At 48.5% G+C, this 15,599-nt stretch carries 17 protein-coding genes; 12 read left to right on the top strand and 5 right to left on the bottom strand.

Features of this window, described 5'->3' with window-relative positions:
* Positions 1–109: 109 nt before the first annotated feature.
* From QN379_RS01510 to QN379_RS01480, 7 genes are all read left to right on the top strand, one after another.
* A complete protein-coding gene (locus QN379_RS01510; RefSeq protein ID WP_323505818.1) occupies positions 110–577 on the top strand; it encodes a DUF2244 domain-containing protein in 468 nt (155 codons plus the stop codon).
* Between the two features lie 32 nt (positions 578–609).
* Positions 610–1,779: a cytochrome c oxidase subunit II gene (gene coxB / locus QN379_RS01505; protein ID WP_322235599.1), complete on the top strand. Its 1,170-nt coding sequence runs from the start codon at positions 610–612 to the stop codon at positions 1,777–1,779.
* Between the two features lie 18 nt (positions 1,780–1,797).
* Entirely contained in the window at positions 1,798–3,414 is a 1,617-nt protein-coding gene (gene ctaD / locus QN379_RS01500) for a cytochrome c oxidase subunit I (protein WP_322235601.1), read from the top strand.
* Between the two features lie 34 nt (positions 3,415–3,448).
* Positions 3,449–3,556, top strand: coding sequence for a cytochrome oxidase small assembly protein (locus tag QN379_RS01495; protein WP_322235603.1), 108 nt, complete (start codon positions 3,449–3,451; stop codon positions 3,554–3,556).
* On the top strand, positions 3,556–4,134 hold the full coding sequence (locus QN379_RS01490) for a cytochrome c oxidase assembly protein (protein WP_322235605.1): 579 nt from the start codon (positions 3,556–3,558) through the stop codon (positions 4,132–4,134). Before QN379_RS01495 ends, QN379_RS01490 begins: the two co-directional genes overlap by 1 nt.
* 127 nt (positions 4,135–4,261) lie before the next feature.
* Positions 4,262–4,474, top strand: a complete 213-nt coding sequence (locus tag QN379_RS01485; RefSeq protein ID WP_322235607.1) for a DUF2970 domain-containing protein — start codon at positions 4,262–4,264, stop codon at positions 4,472–4,474.
* A 54-nt stretch (positions 4,475–4,528) separates the two neighbouring features.
* Positions 4,529–5,389: a cytochrome c oxidase subunit 3 gene (locus QN379_RS01480; protein WP_322235609.1), complete on the top strand. Its 861-nt coding sequence runs from the start codon at positions 4,529–4,531 to the stop codon at positions 5,387–5,389.
* 246 nt (positions 5,390–5,635) lie between these two features.
* Here QN379_RS01480 and QN379_RS01475 read toward each other — a convergent pair whose 3' ends face one another.
* Positions 5,636–5,836, bottom strand: a complete 201-nt coding sequence (locus tag QN379_RS01475; protein ID WP_322235611.1) for a twin transmembrane helix small protein — start codon at positions 5,834–5,836, stop codon at positions 5,636–5,638.
* A 39-nt stretch (positions 5,837–5,875) separates the two neighbouring features.
* Between QN379_RS01475 and QN379_RS01470 the strand changes: the two genes are divergently transcribed.
* From QN379_RS01470 to QN379_RS01450, 5 genes are read left to right on the top strand one after another with little or no spacing between them, the layout of a single operon-like run.
* A complete protein-coding gene (locus QN379_RS01470; RefSeq protein ID WP_323505817.1) occupies positions 5,876–6,634 on the top strand; it encodes an SURF1 family protein in 759 nt (252 codons plus the stop codon).
* Positions 6,600–7,262: an SCO family protein gene (locus QN379_RS01465; protein WP_416186803.1), complete on the top strand. Its 663-nt coding sequence runs from the start codon at positions 6,600–6,602 to the stop codon at positions 7,260–7,262. Before QN379_RS01470 ends, QN379_RS01465 begins: the two co-directional genes overlap by 35 nt.
* Positions 7,262–8,533: a COX15/CtaA family protein gene (locus tag QN379_RS01460; protein WP_416348508.1), complete on the top strand. Its 1,272-nt coding sequence runs from the start codon at positions 7,262–7,264 to the stop codon at positions 8,531–8,533. The genes QN379_RS01465 and QN379_RS01460 overlap by 1 nt, the downstream gene beginning before the upstream one ends.
* Positions 8,534–8,540: 7 nt before the next feature.
* Entirely contained in the window at positions 8,541–9,425 is an 885-nt protein-coding gene (cyoE, locus tag QN379_RS01455; RefSeq protein ID WP_322235615.1) for a heme o synthase, read from the top strand.
* Between the two features lie 32 nt (positions 9,426–9,457).
* Entirely contained in the window at positions 9,458–10,138 is a 681-nt protein-coding gene (locus tag QN379_RS01450; RefSeq protein WP_416348507.1) for an SCO family protein, read from the top strand.
* 165 nt (positions 10,139–10,303) lie between these two features.
* Here the strand turns inward: QN379_RS01450 and rpoH are convergent, their stop codons facing one another.
* From rpoH to QN379_RS01430, 4 genes are all read right to left on the bottom strand, one after another.
* Positions 10,304–11,203 carry an RNA polymerase sigma factor RpoH gene (gene rpoH, locus QN379_RS01445; protein WP_322235617.1) on the bottom strand — a complete coding sequence of 300 codons (900 nt, stop codon included), beginning with the start codon at positions 11,201–11,203 and terminating at the stop codon, positions 10,304–10,306.
* Positions 11,204–11,617: 414 nt separating this feature from the next.
* Positions 11,618–12,046 (bottom strand): GTPase, encoded by a 429-nt coding sequence (locus QN379_RS01440; protein ID WP_323505816.1) that lies wholly within the window; start codon positions 12,044–12,046, stop codon positions 11,618–11,620.
* A gap of 6 nt (positions 12,047–12,052) precedes the next feature.
* Complete coding sequence (locus QN379_RS01435) at positions 12,053–12,769, bottom strand: response regulator (RefSeq protein ID WP_322235621.1); 717 nt, start codon at positions 12,767–12,769, stop codon at positions 12,053–12,055.
* Between the two features lie 499 nt (positions 12,770–13,268).
* Positions 13,269–15,599: a sensor histidine kinase gene (locus QN379_RS01430; protein WP_323505815.1), complete on the bottom strand. Its 2,331-nt coding sequence runs from the start codon at positions 15,597–15,599 to the stop codon at positions 13,269–13,271.

Here is a 15,599-nt window from a genome sequence, read left to right as displayed (position 1 = left end):
TTATTACTCCTTGCTTATTACTCCTTGATAACAAGGCCTATTACCCTTTATACTTCGAAGGTTTTAGGTTGTGCGCACCGGTAGGTCACATGCATTGAGGTATTCCACAATGATCCGGCGTGAATGGAATTTGAAGCGGAATTGCGCAATAGCACCGCGACAACTTGCAAGTTTTTACGCGAGCATGTGTGTCACGTCACTATTGGTGGCCACTGTGTGGACCGTGCGCGGCGCTTGGTTTGTGTTGGTGTTTGCAATGCTTGAAATGCTGGCTGTTGGCTTGGCATTTTTGGCTTACGCACGACATGCAACAGATCGCGAGCACATTACTATGCAGGACGATTGCCTGGTAGTGGAAGTAGTACAGGCACAAGAAGTTCGACAGTACAGACTGGCATTACGTTCAATCCGGATTGTGGGGAAATCTTCTCGTAGAGAATTGATTTGTCTGGAAGCGGACGGTGTCCGGGTTGAAGTAGGGCGGTTTTTGACGGAATGGAGGCGGCGTGAATTTGTGCGGGAGTTGCAGCGAGAGTTGCAGCAAAACCTCGAGCACAAAGGCGCGTCTGGTGGTTGATAGAATTATAATTTTGGGCTTTTGGGGTAATCATGAAATATGCGAAGCGCCTTATATCGTTGATGCTTGCTGCGCTTTCCATCACGGCACTGCCGTCTTGGGCAGTGAAAGACAGCGTTGGCGGTCCTGCGGTACTGCAAATGAATTTTCAGCCACCGGTGACGCAAATTGCGCAGCAGATTTACGATCTGCATACCTGGATGCTGATTATCTGTCTGGTAATCTTTGTTGCAGTTTTCAGTGTCATGTTCTATTCGATTCTGAAACATCGTAAATCACGCGGTCACAAGTCGGCCAGTTTTCATGAAAGCACAACGGTCGAAATCGCCTGGACCGTGGTTCCGTTCCTGATTGTTATCGGAATGGCGCTGCCAGCGACCAAAACGGTCGTGGCTATGAAAGATACTTCGAACGCCGATCTGACGATCAAGGCGACGGGTATGCAATGGAAGTGGGGCTACGATTACCTCAAAGGCGAGGGTGAAGGCATTTCTTTCTTGTCTAATCTGGCCACGCCGCATGAGCAGGTTGTTGACTCAACAAAAGTAAAAAATGACAATTATTTGTTAGAGGTCGATAACGAAGTTGTCGTCCCGATCAATAAAAAAGTCCGCATCATCACGACTGCTAATGATGTAATCCACTCGTGGACCATTCCAGCATTTGGTGTGAAGCAAGATGCCATTCCTGGTTTTGTTCGCGACACTTGGTTCAAGGCCGAAAAAATCGGTACTTACCGCGGTCAGTGCGTTGAACTCTGCGGTAAAGACCATGGTTTTATGCCGATTGTTGTAAAAGTCGTCAGTGACGCCGATTACACCAAATGGGTTGATGGCAAGAAGAAAGAAATGGCTGCGCAAGCCGACGATCCGAATAAAGTCTGGACTATCGACGAGTTGAAAACACGCGGCGAAAAAATCTACACTGCCAATTGCGTTGCTTGTCATCAGGCGAGCGGTAAAGGTATCCCCGGAGCGTTCCCTGCATTGGACGGTGATCCAGTTGTGAATGGCCCGCGTGCAGAACAAATTAATGTATTGCTAAACGGTAAGATTAACGGCGCGATGCAGATGCCGGCGTGGAAAGCTGTGTTGTCGGATACCGAGATTGCCGCCGTAATTACGTATACCCGTAATACATGGTCCAACAAGGCTGCAGAAAACATTGTTCAACCGGCTGAAGTGCTGGCTGCGCGCAAGTAATTGAATTAGGAGATTGAGATGAGCACAACCGCAGTCGATCACGCACACGATCATTCTCACGATCATGACCACGATCACCACGATCACGCCCATGATGTACCGACGGGCTGGCGTCGCTGGTTGTTCGCGACGAATCATAAAGATATTGGTACCTTATATTTATGGTTCTCTTTCACGATGTTGCTTTCGGGCGGCGTTCTGGCAATGTTGATTCGTGCTGAATTATTTGAGCCAGGCTTACAGTTTTTTAAGCCAGAGTTCTTTAATCAGCTGACAACAATGCACGGCATCATCATGGTGTTCGGCGCGATCATGCCGGCTTTCGTGGGTTTTGCTAACTGGATGATTCCGCTGCAAATTGGCGCTTCAGACATGGCTTTTGCACGGATGAATAACTTTTCATTCTGGTTATTGCCACCAGCGGCGATTTTATTGCTGACATCATTTCTGGTGCCAGGCGGCGCGACTGCTGCGGGCTGGACTTTGTACGCACCACTATCGACCCAAATGGGCCCTGGGATGGACATGGCGATTTTTGCTATCCATATCATGGGTGCATCGTCGATCATGGGCTCAATTAACATCATCACTACCGTACTGAATATGCGTGCGCCGGGTATGACATTGATGAAGATGCCGATGTTCTGCTGGACCTGGTTGATCACTGCTTACTTGCTGATTGCCGTGATGCCAGTATTGGCCGGTGCCATCACCATGACATTGACCGATCGTCATTTCGGTACATCGTTCTTTAACGCGGCCGGCGGCGGCGATCCTGTGATGTACCAGCATATTTTCTGGTTCTTTGGTCACCCAGAGGTCTACATCATGATTTTGCCTGCGTTTGGCATCATCTCGCAAATCATCCCTGCCTTCGCACGTAAGCAACTGTTTGGTTATGCATCAATGGTGTATGCAACCGCGTCAATCGCGATTCTGTCATTCATCGTTTGGGCGCATCACATGTTCACCACTGGTATGCCAGTGACTGCGCAATTGTTCTTCATGTACGCAACGTTGTTGATCGCGGTGCCGACTGGTGTGAAGATATTTAACTGGATCGCAACAATGTGGCGTGGTTCGATGACTTTCGAGACACCTATGTTGTTCGCAGTCGGTTTCATTTTTGTGTTCACCATGGGTGGCTTTACGGGGCTGATTCTGGCCGTGACGCCAATCGATATCCAGATGCAGGATACTTATTATGTCGTGGCGCATTTCCACTATGTTTTGGTGGCGGGTTCGTTGTTCGGTTTGTTTGGTGGTTACTACTATTGGAGCCCTAAGTGGACTGGTTTCATGTACAACGAAACACGCGGTAAGATTCACTTCTGGGCGTCTTTGATCACATTTAACGTTACGTTCTTCCCAATGCATTTCCTGGGTTTGGCGGGTATGCCACGTCGGATTGCAGATTATCCAGCGCAGTTCACCGACTTCAACATGCTTGCATCAGTCGGTGCATTCGGTTTCGGTCTGAGCCAGCTTTACTTCTTGTTCTTCGTTGTCATCCCATCGATCAAAGGTGGCGTAAAAGCCCCTGCGAAGCCTTGGGATGGCGCTGAAGGATTGGAGTGGACGATTCCAAGCCCAGCACCGTTTCATACCTTTGAAGTGCCACCGATTGTAAAATGATAGGAAAGGCAGATGAGAGTCTGCCAACTCACCCATGTCAGATAGAAAAAAACCAAACAACCTGCGTACCGCGCTGCTGTTAGCAGCCGTTGCGCTGGCGTTTTTTGTAGGCATATTTGTTAACCGGGTCTGGTTCACCTGATGGATGCACCAAAGCCAAATGGTGAAGGGCGTGCTTACGCGCTACAGTTAAATCGAAAAATGCTCGGCAAGCTTATTGTGATTGCCGTATTGATGTTTGGTTTCGGCTATGGACTTGTGCCAGTGTACAAATCCATTTGCTCATTGACCGGAGTCAATTTTTTGACTCCGCAAGATAGTACTGTCGTTGCACCGACGAATACGCAGATTGATAAGTCCAGAACGATTACGGTCGAGTTTGATGGAAATGCGCGCGGACCTTGGCGCTTCCGTCCTGCGGTGAGTAGCATGCAAGTGCATCCCGGTGAAATGACGCAAGTCATTTACGAAGTCGTTAATAAAGAAGCGCGGACGATGGATGCGCAGGCGATTCCCAGTTATGCACCGATGCAAGCAGAAGCATTCTTTAAGAAAGTGGAGTGTTTTTGCTTCACGCAACAGACGCTCGGACCAAATCAGGCCAAGGAATTTCCGGTCGTGTTTTATATTGATCCTAAGTTGCCTAAAGATGTGAAGTCGATTATGTTGTCTTACACATTTTTTGAGATCAGCAAACCAGTAGTGGCAAAGCCAGCTTAGCATCCTGACAAGACTGTCATCATGTTGCAAGACAGGATTAGATGGCGGCGATGCGCTGTTTGGCAGAAAGAGTGCAAATTTGTGGTCTGGCTGTTAAGGCGATAAAAAGCAGGTTAAAGGGTATTACATGTCAGAACTGAAGAAGGCAAGTCGCCGTAAAGTGTCATTTGGCGCAACCGTCAAAGCGGTATTGTGGGGATTCTTCGGTGTACGTAAAAAGAAAGATTACGAAAGCGACGCAGCGGGTTTAAACCCAATCCATGTAGTGATTGCCGGCGTTATCGGTGCAATCATTTTCATCGTAATATTGATTACGATTGTGAAGTTGGTCGTCGCTTAGTAAGCTCCAAAAATAAGCTCAAAAAATTATTTAAATGTGTATCGGGAGATGGAAATGAGTTCTCAACAAGGTAATGTGCCTTACTATTTTGTGCCTGGTCCATCCAAATGGCCTGTGTTAGCCGGTGTAGCGCTGCTGGTGACAATGTTAGGTGCGGCAGCCTGGGTCAATAGTGTTGCCTTCGCTCCGGAAGTGTGTGTTCTCGGTATATTGGGATTGCTAGTCGTTTTGTACAAATGGTTCGGCGACGCGATCCACGAATCTGAGGGCGGACTTTATAGCCCCCGTATCGATACATCATTTCGGTGGAGTATGAGTTGGTTCATTTTCTCCGAGGTCATGTTTTTTGCTGCTTTCTTCGGCGCATTATTTTATGCACGTAGTATTTCCATGCCTTGGCTGGCAGATCTTGATCACAAAATATTGTGGCCCGATTTTGCTGCGCATTGGGGTAACACTGGCCCCGCTGGCACGATTGAAACATTCCGGACGATGGGGCCTTTCCCGATCCCAACCATTAACACTGCGTTGTTGTTGACATCTGGTGTGACTCTGACGATCTCTCATCATGCGCTACGCGCTGGTCATCGTGCCAAAACAGCTTTTTGGCTGGCGGCGACGATACTGCTTGGTGCTACTTTTATGTGTTTTCAGGCAGCTGAATACATGGAAGCGTACCAAGATTACAACCTCAGACTGACTTCCGGCATTTACGGTTCAACCTTCTTCTTACTGACTGGCTTTCACGGCTTCCATGTAACAATTGGCGCGATCATGTTGTCAGTCGTCTTGTACCGTGTGTTGAAGGGTCATTTCACACCGGATAACCATTTTGCGTTCGAAGGCGCCGCCTGGTATTGGCACTTTGTAGACGTTGTGTGGCTCGGTTTGTATGTTGTCGTGTATTGGCTGTAAGTTACTTACAAACAACCGTAGACATAAAGAAAGGCCGCACTTCGGTGCGGCTTTTTTACTGCCAGAAATTAAGTGGTAAATAGGTTAACTGTGTGCTTTGAAAACATCTGAATCGCTATGGTAGCTTCAGCATCCCGAGTCAGGCTGCTCCATCTACATGCTCGGCCCGGATACTGGATTGACGCACATGCATCATGGGCCAGTCGCACAAGTCAGCGCTACGCCGGATGGGCGTCCTGTCAGGCTCTAGCGGATGCCAGTTGGCTGGATATAACCAAGTTTGTAGGCTACCAATATCAGAATGAACAGGGTCACCGAGAAGCCTACGCGAAGCGCTAAAGCTTGTACGGTACGATTGCTTTTTCCTTTGTCACGCATCAGAAAAATGAGCGCGGACGCCAGACTAGCGATGATCAGAATGAAAGCGATGGCAACAATGATTTTCATGGAATGGCTTAAGGAATCAATAACTAAGGCGATATTGTAATGCGATTCAGTTTCAAATTCAGATTCCGTTTTAGGTTGATCCCGTTTGTGGCCACCGTGTTGCTGGTCGCGTTGGGTGTTTCGCTAGCGCAATGGCAGACGCGACGGGGTGATCAAAAACAAGCGATTGAAAATGCCATTAAACAGCGCGGCGCTGAGGCCCCGATTCGTCTTAGGGCTGCGAATGAGAGCGCTGATCAGCTAGAATACCGGCGCGTGACCGTCCGGGGTGAGTTTGCGCAGGAGTGGCCGATCTACCTGGATAATCGCAGTTATAAAGGTAAGCCCGGATTTTATGTGCTGATGCCTCTTAAAATCGAGAACTCAAAGGTACATGTTTTGGTCCAACGTGGTTGGTTACCACTCAATCCACAAAATCGGGCGATTCTATTATCGTACCCAACCCCAAGCGGCGTAGTCGAAGTGGAGGGTGTGGTGCGCAGTCGTGTTGGTCGGGTGTTGCAACTGGGTCAGCCGGCCACACTTAAGCCGGGCGCTATTGTACAAAATCTTGATATCGCTGCCTTGGCAACGGTAAGTAAATTTCAGTTGCAACCGCTTTTGATTGAACAGACAGGCAATAACCAAGATGGTCTTATTCGCGACTGGACCAGTCCATCGCTAGGTATTCAGATGCATCGCGGTTATGAATTCCAATGGTACGCGCTGGCCGTCATGGCCTTCCTCTTTTTTGTTGTAACAGGATGTAGACAGGGAATCAAAGATGCAAAAAGCTCCTCTGACCGTGAACATGAATAATCAGCCCGCAGAAAACCCGGTAAAACAGCCTTTGGCGCTTGATGGCAAAAAGGTGAAGCGGAATGGCCGCCTGAAAATGCTCCTCATCGTCGCTGTTTGTGCCGCGCCTATGATTGCTTCTTATTTCACCTACTATGTCATCAAGCCAGAGTCGCGTACCAACTATGGCGATCTGCTTGATCCGTCCCAATATGCAATTCCTGAGCTAGGGATTACGGAGCTCGATGGTACGCCAACAACGCTGGGTGCTTTTAAAGGCAAGTGGGTGATGCTGCAAATCGGCAGTGGTGATTGCCAGAAGAAATGTAAAGATACGTTGTTCGAACTGCGCCAGCTAAGATTGATGCAAGGCAAGGAGCGCGAGCGGATTGAGCGGGTGTTGTTGATTACCGATGACAAACCGTTGGATATGCCAGGCTTGCAACCTTTTGAAGGGACCCGGTTGTTGCGGGTTAAGCCGGATTTGTTAAAAGCCTGGTTGCCAACCGATGCAGGAACGACCGCGAGCGATCATATTTATCTGATCGATCCGCGCAGTAACCTGATGATGCGCTTTCCCAAGGACTCGGACCCTTATAAAGTGAAGGCCGATCTTTCTAAACTCCTGCGGGCTTCCGCGATCGGCTAATGTCAAATTTACTTCAGCTCGGTGCAATGGGGATACTGGTGGCGTTGTTGGCGCTCAGTGTCGTCTGGGCCTCCAAAGACACTAACAAATACCGCAAGCTTGTGTGGGTCACCCTGTTTTTGACATTTGACCTCATCATGTTCGGGGCATTTACGCGTCTGACGGATTCAGGCCTTGGTTGCCCCGATTGGCCCGGTTGTTATGGCCACTCCAATCCATTGTTGGCGCATGCGCATATCAGTGCAGCGCAAGAGGCAATGCCAACTGGTCCGGTGACGCTGATTAAGGCGTGGATTGAGATGACGCATCGGTACTTCGCGATGGGTGTGGGTGTCTTGATCATTGGATTAATGGCAGTGGCATGGATGCGTTGGCTGAAGCCAGTCGCAATCACAGCGTCCAGTGCATCCGATACGACGCTTAAACCTGCGCAAGGTGCAGCACCTAAAATCGTCCTTAAGATAGCATCCAATTCGGGCTCTGATACTGCTCAAGGCCGTGTTAAGTTACCTTCGGCGCAACGCGACCCCAAGTTTTCCCCTTGGTTTCCGACATTGTTATTTTTTGCAGTATGTTTGCAAGGCGTGTTCGGTGCCTGGACTGTGACGATGAAGTTGCAGCCGATTATTGTCACGACACATTTGTTGCTGGGCTTAACCTTATTAGCATTGCTAACGTGGCTGGCCGCACGACAAAATGATCACCGACCGGTTTCAGCGGCGGGACGTCAACTAGCCGTTCCGGCGTTGATTGGGATGCTGTTGTTGATTATGCAGATCGCGTTGGGTGGCTGGGTAAGTACTAACTACGCGGCATTGGCGTGTAATGATTTTCCACTTTGCCATGGGATGGTGATCCCGGACATGGACTTCGAGCATGGATTTACACTCTGGCGGCATTTAGGTAAAACCGCTGATGGTGAGTACTTGCCATTTCAGGCGTTGACCGCAATTCATTGGACGCATCGAATGTTTGCTTTCGTCGTGATCGCCTTTGTTGGTTGGCTTGCTTGCAAAGCGCGACGAGTCGATGGACTGCGCAAGACGGGTAATTGGCTGCTGATTATTATTGGAGTGCAACTACTGACAGGGCTGGCGACAATCTACTTTAATTGGCCGCTCGCCATTGCTGTTGCGCACAACGGTGGTGCGGCACTGATTCTGGTATTGCTGGTCATGTTAAACTATAAGACGAGACTTCCCGCCGCAAAGCAGTTCGTACCGGTGGTACAAGATAACCCAGCACAAGCTGACCGCATTACTTCAAATTAGTGACCGCATGACGACCATAACCGCACCTCGAAATCGCGTGGCCCAATATTGGGCATTGACCAAGCCCCGCGTGACCCAATTGGCAGTTTTTTGTGCCGTTATTGGTATGTTTCTAGCAACTCCTACACTTCCGGATTGGCAGCGTGTAGTGGCTGCGACGATTGGTATCTGGCTTTTTGCAGGGGCTGCTTTTGCTGTGAACTGTCTGGTTGAGCGCGAAATTGATTCACGCATGGCGCGTACTGCGCGGCGACCAATGGCGATGGGTGAGATCACTGTTCCCCAGACGTTAATCTTTTCTGGTGTCATCGGTGGAATTGGTAGCTGGGTTTTGTATACTTTTGTTAACGGTTTAACAATGTGGCTGACTTTAGCGACGTTTATCGGTTATGCCGTGATTTATACGATCATCCTCAAACCTGCGACACCCCAAAATATCGTTATCGGCGGCTTATCCGGCGCAATGCCGCCTGCCTTGGGTTGGGCAGCCATTGCAAATGACGTGCCGATGCAAGCCTGGATTCTGGTTTTGATTATCTTCGTCTGGACACCGCCGCATTTTTGGGCGTTGGCGATGTATCGCCGTGACGATTATGCTAAATCCGGATTGCCGATGTTGCCAATTACGCATGGATTGAAATTTACACAGTTTCATATCTGGCTTTACACCATCGCATTGGTTGCCACCACGATGCTGCCGTTTGCCGTCGGTATGAGCGGGTTGATTTATCTGGTGAGTGCAGCCATTCTGGGTGCTATTTTTCTATGGTACGCGTGGCAGATTTACAAACATTACACGGACTTGATTGCGCGCAAAACTTTTGCGTTTTCGATCATTTATTTGTCGCTGCTGTTTGCTGCTCTATTGGTTGACCATTACCTGAAATTTTGAGATGCACGGTGCGTCCGTTATTGAAAGTCTGAATGAAACGTTTCTTCTCAGTTTTAAGACCAATTGCCGCTTCTTGCATTGTTATTGCTATGGGCTTATCTGTGGCAGCATGCGGTGATAAGCCAGCAACCACTGGCAGTGCTGGCAGTGCTGGTATTTCTGGCGGCGGTAGTCAGGAAATGACATTGTCTCCACAAAACAGCAAATTCATTAACACGGATGTAACCGGCCTTGGTTATCCGCGCGATTTCGCTCTGACTGACCATAACGGAAAGCCACGCACGCTAGCTGACTTTAAGGGCAAAGTGGTCGTTGTTTTTTTTGGTTATACCCAATGTCCTGACGTCTGTCCTACGACGATGGCCGAGTTGTCGAGCGTGATGAAGGAGTTAGGGCCGCTGGCTGATAAAGTGCAAGTGTTGTTCGTGACGGTTGATCCTGAGCGCGATACGCAGGCGCTGCTAGCCCAATATGTTCCCGCTTTCGATCCACGCTTTCTCGGGCTGTATGGTGATTTGGCGGCGACTGAAAAAGTCGCTAAGGAATTCCGCGTTTTTTACCAAAAAGTACCAGGCAAGACGTCGGGTAGTTACACGATGGACCATACGGCGGGTAGTTACGTCTTTGACCCGGAAGGTCACATCCGCTTGTTTGTACGCAATGGCCAGGGACCAGATCCGATTGCGCATGATTTAAAAATGCTGCTGTCTTAATATTATTATTCTATAAATGTTAAGGGTGTAGGAATAAATATCCGAACTGGTATTTTGGTGATGCGTTTTAAATCATTGCTATAAACAAAAAGCGCCAGTCGGCGCTTTTTGTTTTTTTAGTGATTTAGTTAATTCAATTCAACTCAATCTTATTAATAAAATAAATTAAGAATAAGCCACTAAAGAACTTTTCATTTTCTTGAGTGCCACTGCTTCAATTTGACGAATGCGCTCGGCGGAAACACCGAATTCTTTTGCCAGTTCATGCAAGGTGGCACCAGAACCATCGTCATTCGCTAACCAGCGCGACTCCACAATGCGGCGTGAACGGTCATCCAATTTACCTAAAGCAGACTCAAGACCCTCTGATTGCATACGGTCGTATTGTTGGGCTTCCAGCACTTTGGTCGGCTCTTGCATATCGGATGACAAATAGGCGATAGGTGCAAATTTATCATCGTCGTCATCGGTTGGCGCTTCCAAAGCGATGTCACGACCGGTTAGTCGGGTTTCCATCTCAATGACTTCTTCGCGTTTTACGTTAAGCGTTTTTGCCAAGTCGTCAACTTGCGTCGGTGTCATCGCGTCGAGACCGATTTTATGGCTACGCAGATTGAAAAAGAGCTTTCGTTGTGCTTTGGTTGTGGCAACCTTAACCAGCCGCCAGTTTTTCAAGATGTATTCATGCATCTCGGCCTTGATCCAGTGCATCGCGTAGGACACCAGACGCACACCTTGATCAGGATCAAAACGCTTGACGGCTTTCATCAATCCGATGTTGCCTTCCTGGATCAGATCGGCGTGCGGTAAGCCATATCCCAAATATCCACGTGCAATAGAAACAACTAAACGAAGATGAGACAGTACGAGCTTTTGCGCGGCAGCCAGATCGTTATTTTCACGTAATTTTTGAGCCAGCGAAATTTCTTCGTCGTGAGTCAACATAGGCAGGCGGTTAACAGCCGAAATATAGGCGTCGATATTGCCTAAAGTACCCGAAAATCCAAGCGCTAAGGCGCCCGATTCGGCTGGGATTAACGCAGTCTGTACCGATGGATTTTTCATTGTTTCTCCTAGCTATCAGATGGAATTTTCTGCCAACAGGGTGTAAACCATACTGATTTGATCAGGTATTCTAGCACTCCCACTTGTAGAGTGCTAATCGATTTTATTAAATGGTGAGGATAGTTACTCACTATCAATAAAAGTTAATGATTTATACTTTTGAGCATGTTGGAGTGGCTTCATAGGGGGGAAGTTCGTCGCAACGATACTAAATAGTGTGACAGTGTGTAACGTGATTTTTTACGTAATAGATTGCGGATTAGATTCAAAACGGTACCAATAATCTTGGCGACGATGCCCCCGGTTTGGTGAAAGGCCTGGATAAGACCGCAAAGTGAGGGTGGTTGAGGATTAAGTCGACCGGGTAATGTCTGGAGAGTTTTCGATCGTGAGGGCTATTGGACGGATTGATATTTAAGTGGCGATATCGTCAGTCAGGGTGAGCCATTCGTCGTACGGGGAAGTGGAGAGCAAAGCGCGAATTTTATCGATGTGCGTGGCGTCCGCGATACTGATATAAAGCCGAGCAGGACGATCACGGAGCAAGCGATTCAGCGTTACCCGTAATGTAAGCAGGCCAATGCAACAAAGACAGCCAGGGGCGACACGTTTGATGTGAAGCGTGAAATGCGTTGGCTCCGGCGGTGATTTACCGTCTGGCAGGCCTTCGAGGATGACACCGATGATTCCTCGCATTTGCTGTAATGATGTTGCCTCGGTTTTGATCGACAACCAGACGGCACTTTCTCGTCTGGTTGCGGACGGGCCGGTTACCAGTGTAAGAAACGGTGGCAAAATCGATGACAGGATCGGTGGCACAAGGCATTGCGACGGAAGAGACAAATCGCTTTATCCGCCTTTTTTCGTTAATTTTCCCGGATCGACTCCCAATTGCTTGAGCTTTCGATACAAATGCGTGCGTTCAAGTCCAGTTTTTTCAGCCACGCGCGTCATGCTGCCACTTTCCCTAATTAAATGATACTCAAAGTAGGCGCGCTCGAATGCATCCCTTGCTTCACGCAATGGTAGACCAAACGAGGATGAAAACAGATTGTCTGACGTCAACATTGCCACGGGAAGTGGCGAGAGATGTGGCGTTTCCGCAGTCGACGCAGCACCAAAATTGTTGCCACTCACCAGATCAGGCATTTCATTGGAAATAACCGGTTGCGCAAACATGGTCGGCGCACGGGATGATTTAGGCCCTTGGGATAAGCCTTGTTGCACCGCTTTGAGCAGTTTCTGTAATGCAATTGGCTTTTCAAGAAAGTTTAAAGCGCCGATGCGCGTTGCTTCCACTGCAGTATCGATAGTGGCGTGACCCGACATCATGATGACTGGCATTGTCAGTAGCCCATCACGCTGCCATTCCTTAAGCAGGGTTACACCATCGGTGTCAGGCATCCAGATATCTAGCAGCACCAGATCAGGCACGCCATTTTGCCGAAATTCACGTGCTTGCTGCGCGTTTTCTGCGGTCGCGACAACATGCCCCTCATCTCCTAAAATTTCGGAGAGTAATTCTCGAATTCCCATTTCGTCATCAACGACCAGGATATTAGCCATGCGTTAGCTTTCCCATTTTCTGTTGCATTCAATCATAATTTTTTAGCCGGACATTCCGGTCAAATTTATGCGATTGCAGCACTATTTCTGTGCTTGTGTTTAATTGTTAAAAATTTGATTACACGCTTAAATTCTGACAAGGATCTTACTACGCAACCTTTAGGCTTGGTACGTGCGCCGCCCGACTTTTCTCATTTATCCCAGTTCAATTTGATTTCGGTATTCCTTCGTCGCAGTCTCCATACAGTCAGCAGCAACAGGATTGCACGTACGAAATGCTTTTTCTGGGCAGACTGGATGAAACCGACTCTTTAGAAACCGAAGTATCTGCTAAGCATGCCCACGCTTTTCAGTATCGCGCGGCGCTTGGGATCGTCCAGTATATTTTCACTGCGGCCGACGTTGCAGCATATCGCAGCTTCTATATCCAAGCATACATCCTATAACGCCGATGTCCTACTTTATAGAAAATCTGCCAAATAATAGGAAAGAGCGGACATCAAATAATTTTTTTGTCATCACCAATGAATGTACTAGGTGCTAACTTTAACAGCAAAATTAATATTTTTGCGCCCTTTGTGTCACTGCGATTGCGTAAGTCGATCCGTCCACCATGTTCATCAACGATTTTTTTGACCATGGGCAAACCCAAACCGGTGCCGCGTGGCTTCGATGTGATGTAGGGTTCAAAGGCGCGTGCCAGAATTTTAGATGAGAAACCTGGGCCATTATCTGTGATGGAAAAACGCACAGCGGTACTCGGTTGACCGTCCGAACCCTGATAACTGATCCGTTCGGTTACTACGTCAATCCGTGGTGCCGCGACCTCTGCGGTGGGATCTGTCACGGCATCTTGCGCATTTTGTAGGAGATTGTGGATCACCTGGCGCAATTGCGTAGCATCACCCATGATATGCGGCAGGTTTGGTGTCAATGAAGCATGGATCATATCGCGCTCATCACCGGCGACATAAAGGTGCAAAATTTCGGCCACCAGAACGTTTAAATCGAGTGCGCTTAATACTGCCGGCGGTGTTTTTGCGTAATCGCGGAAGTCATCCACCATTCGTTTCATGGCAGCAACCTGATTCACAATTGTCGAGGTACTTTTCTTCAGAATTGCGGCATCCTGCGTCATCAGTTTATCCTCCAGCTTCATTTGGAGTCGTTCCGCAGATAGCTGAATCGGGGTCAACGGATTTTTAATTTCATGCGCCAGACGACGCGCAACCTCGCCCCACGCAATCGATCGTTGCGCTGAAATAACGTCTGAGATGTCATCAAACACCACAACGTATCCATCCCGATTTTCTACAGGAAGGCGCGAACCACGTGCCAGCAACGATATATCGTCACTGTCGATATTATCGATTCTGCGGGGGATTTCAATTTGTTGCTGCCAATGCAGTCGGCTCTCGCCGATTTTTCCTGCTGCAAACTGGGCATTTTGTTCTGAAAATGCCTTTGTAATAATTTCCGCGAAATGGGCTAAACCGTCAATGATATTCAGCGGCTGGCCAATATGTGGGCTCAGATCGTATTGCAAAATACGATGCACCGATTGATTACTGGTGACCAAATGAAAGTCCTCATCAAGCACCATGACGCCTGCTGACATGTTCGCCAATACCGACTCCAGATAGGCTTTGGCATTTTCCAGTTCGTTACGATTTTTTTCGACAGATGCCCGTGCATCCGATAATTGTCGGGTCATCATATTGAACGATTGGGTCAACGTACCGAGTTCATCGGAGGTGGCAATGATGGGGCGCGGTGATAGATTTCCCTCCGCCACAGCTTTGGTACCCTCGGCCAATAACAAGAGTGGTTTGGCAAGATCGCTGGCAATCAGGAATGCGCTAATGATGGCGCCAAAAATGGCGAGTAGCAGTGTCAGAGTGAGCGTTACGAGGTAAATTTTACGTAACCCGGAGCGAGCCAGAGAGCGCTCCTGATATTCACTTGACGCGGCCCGTAACGCCTCCGCATTGGTCGCTAAATAAGAAGGTACGGGCTGCGAGATTTGCAGGAAACGCGTTTCATTTTGTAGTGATAACGTTTTGATCGGTGCTGGAATTTCGACGATGACATGCAAACGCAAATTGTTATTTGCCTCGTTGATCGATGAGGCAGACAAATCGGTTGGATTAGTTTTTTTAGGCGTTCCTATGTCATCACTATTTTCTAACTCGCTTTCGATAGCTGAAAATCCACGGCTTTGTCGCGCCTGCCTTAACATGGCAGATGTCGGGAGAACCGGCGAAAGCGTTCCGAGACGTCCTCCCACCGAAGCAATCAGTTGTCCATTGCTGGCAAGAATTGATGCTTCGATATTTTGGTCGCGCAATCGCGTCAACTGGGAAACCTGGCCGGAACTTGTCTCTTCAGATAATTCAAGGGCGATGCCCTTGGATTTGGTAATTAGATCTGATAAAGATGAGTTGAGTGCTGCTCGTCCGAGGTTCAAGCCAGATTCCAATGCTGCCTCGACCCGAACGTCAAACCATGACTCGATTGAGCGTGACACGAATTGAACCGATACCAAATATATGATAACGCCGGGCAAGATGCCGATCACGGCAAAGAGCAAGACCAGTTTTGCCATCAACCGCGAGCCGAACTTGCCGCGTTTGTAACGACTATAGAGTCTTCCCAGCAGAAGGCAGACCAAGCCTAATAACGCCACTGCGACTAGCGCATTGAGGCCAAACAACCAAGAGTAGTATTTGTCGAAAAAAACGGAATTCTCTGATGCCGAAGCGAGCAGAAAGAGAAGAATGCTGATGATCGCGCCACCGACGATCAGTAAATAGCGGATTGCACGTGGCAC

Origin of the sequence: Glaciimonas sp. Gout2 (assembly GCF_035018905.1) — a bacterium.
Lineage (GTDB): Bacteria > Pseudomonadota > Gammaproteobacteria > Burkholderiales > Burkholderiaceae_D > Glaciimonas.
This window is presented reverse-complemented; position numbering and strand designations above follow the sequence as displayed.

Coding starts and splice junctions, on each gene's coding strand:
- QN379_RS01490 (WP_322235605.1), top strand. CDS start 3,556: ATGGATGCACCAAAGCCAAATGGTGAAGGGCGTGCTTACGCGCTACAG.
- QN379_RS01435 (WP_322235621.1), bottom strand. CDS start 12,769: ATGGCTAATATCCTGGTCGTTGATGACGAAATGGGAATTCGAGAATTA.
- rpoH (WP_322235617.1), bottom strand. CDS start 11,203: ATGAAAAATCCATCGGTACAGACTGCGTTAATCCCAGCCGAATCGGGC.
- QN379_RS01465 (WP_416186803.1), top strand. CDS start 6,600: ATGCAAAAAGCTCCTCTGACCGTGAACATGAATAATCAGCCCGCAGAA.
- QN379_RS01475 (WP_322235611.1), bottom strand. CDS start 5,836: ATGAAAATCATTGTTGCCATCGCTTTCATTCTGATCATCGCTAGTCTG.
- cyoE (WP_322235615.1), top strand. CDS start 8,541: ATGACGACCATAACCGCACCTCGAAATCGCGTGGCCCAATATTGGGCA.
- ctaD (WP_322235601.1), top strand. CDS start 1,798: ATGAGCACAACCGCAGTCGATCACGCACACGATCATTCTCACGATCAT.
- QN379_RS01450 (WP_416348507.1), top strand. CDS start 9,458: ATGAAACGTTTCTTCTCAGTTTTAAGACCAATTGCCGCTTCTTGCATT.
- coxB (WP_322235599.1), top strand. CDS start 610: ATGAAATATGCGAAGCGCCTTATATCGTTGATGCTTGCTGCGCTTTCC.
- QN379_RS01460 (WP_416348508.1), top strand. CDS start 7,262: ATGTCAAATTTACTTCAGCTCGGTGCAATGGGGATACTGGTGGCGTTG.
- QN379_RS01495 (WP_322235603.1), top strand. CDS start 3,449: ATGTCAGATAGAAAAAAACCAAACAACCTGCGTACCGCGCTGCTGTTA.
- QN379_RS01480 (WP_322235609.1), top strand. CDS start 4,529: ATGAGTTCTCAACAAGGTAATGTGCCTTACTATTTTGTGCCTGGTCCA.
- QN379_RS01470 (WP_323505817.1), top strand. CDS start 5,876: ATGCGATTCAGTTTCAAATTCAGATTCCGTTTTAGGTTGATCCCGTTT.
- QN379_RS01510 (WP_323505818.1), top strand. CDS start 110: ATGATCCGGCGTGAATGGAATTTGAAGCGGAATTGCGCAATAGCACCG.
- QN379_RS01485 (WP_322235607.1), top strand. CDS start 4,262: ATGTCAGAACTGAAGAAGGCAAGTCGCCGTAAAGTGTCATTTGGCGCA.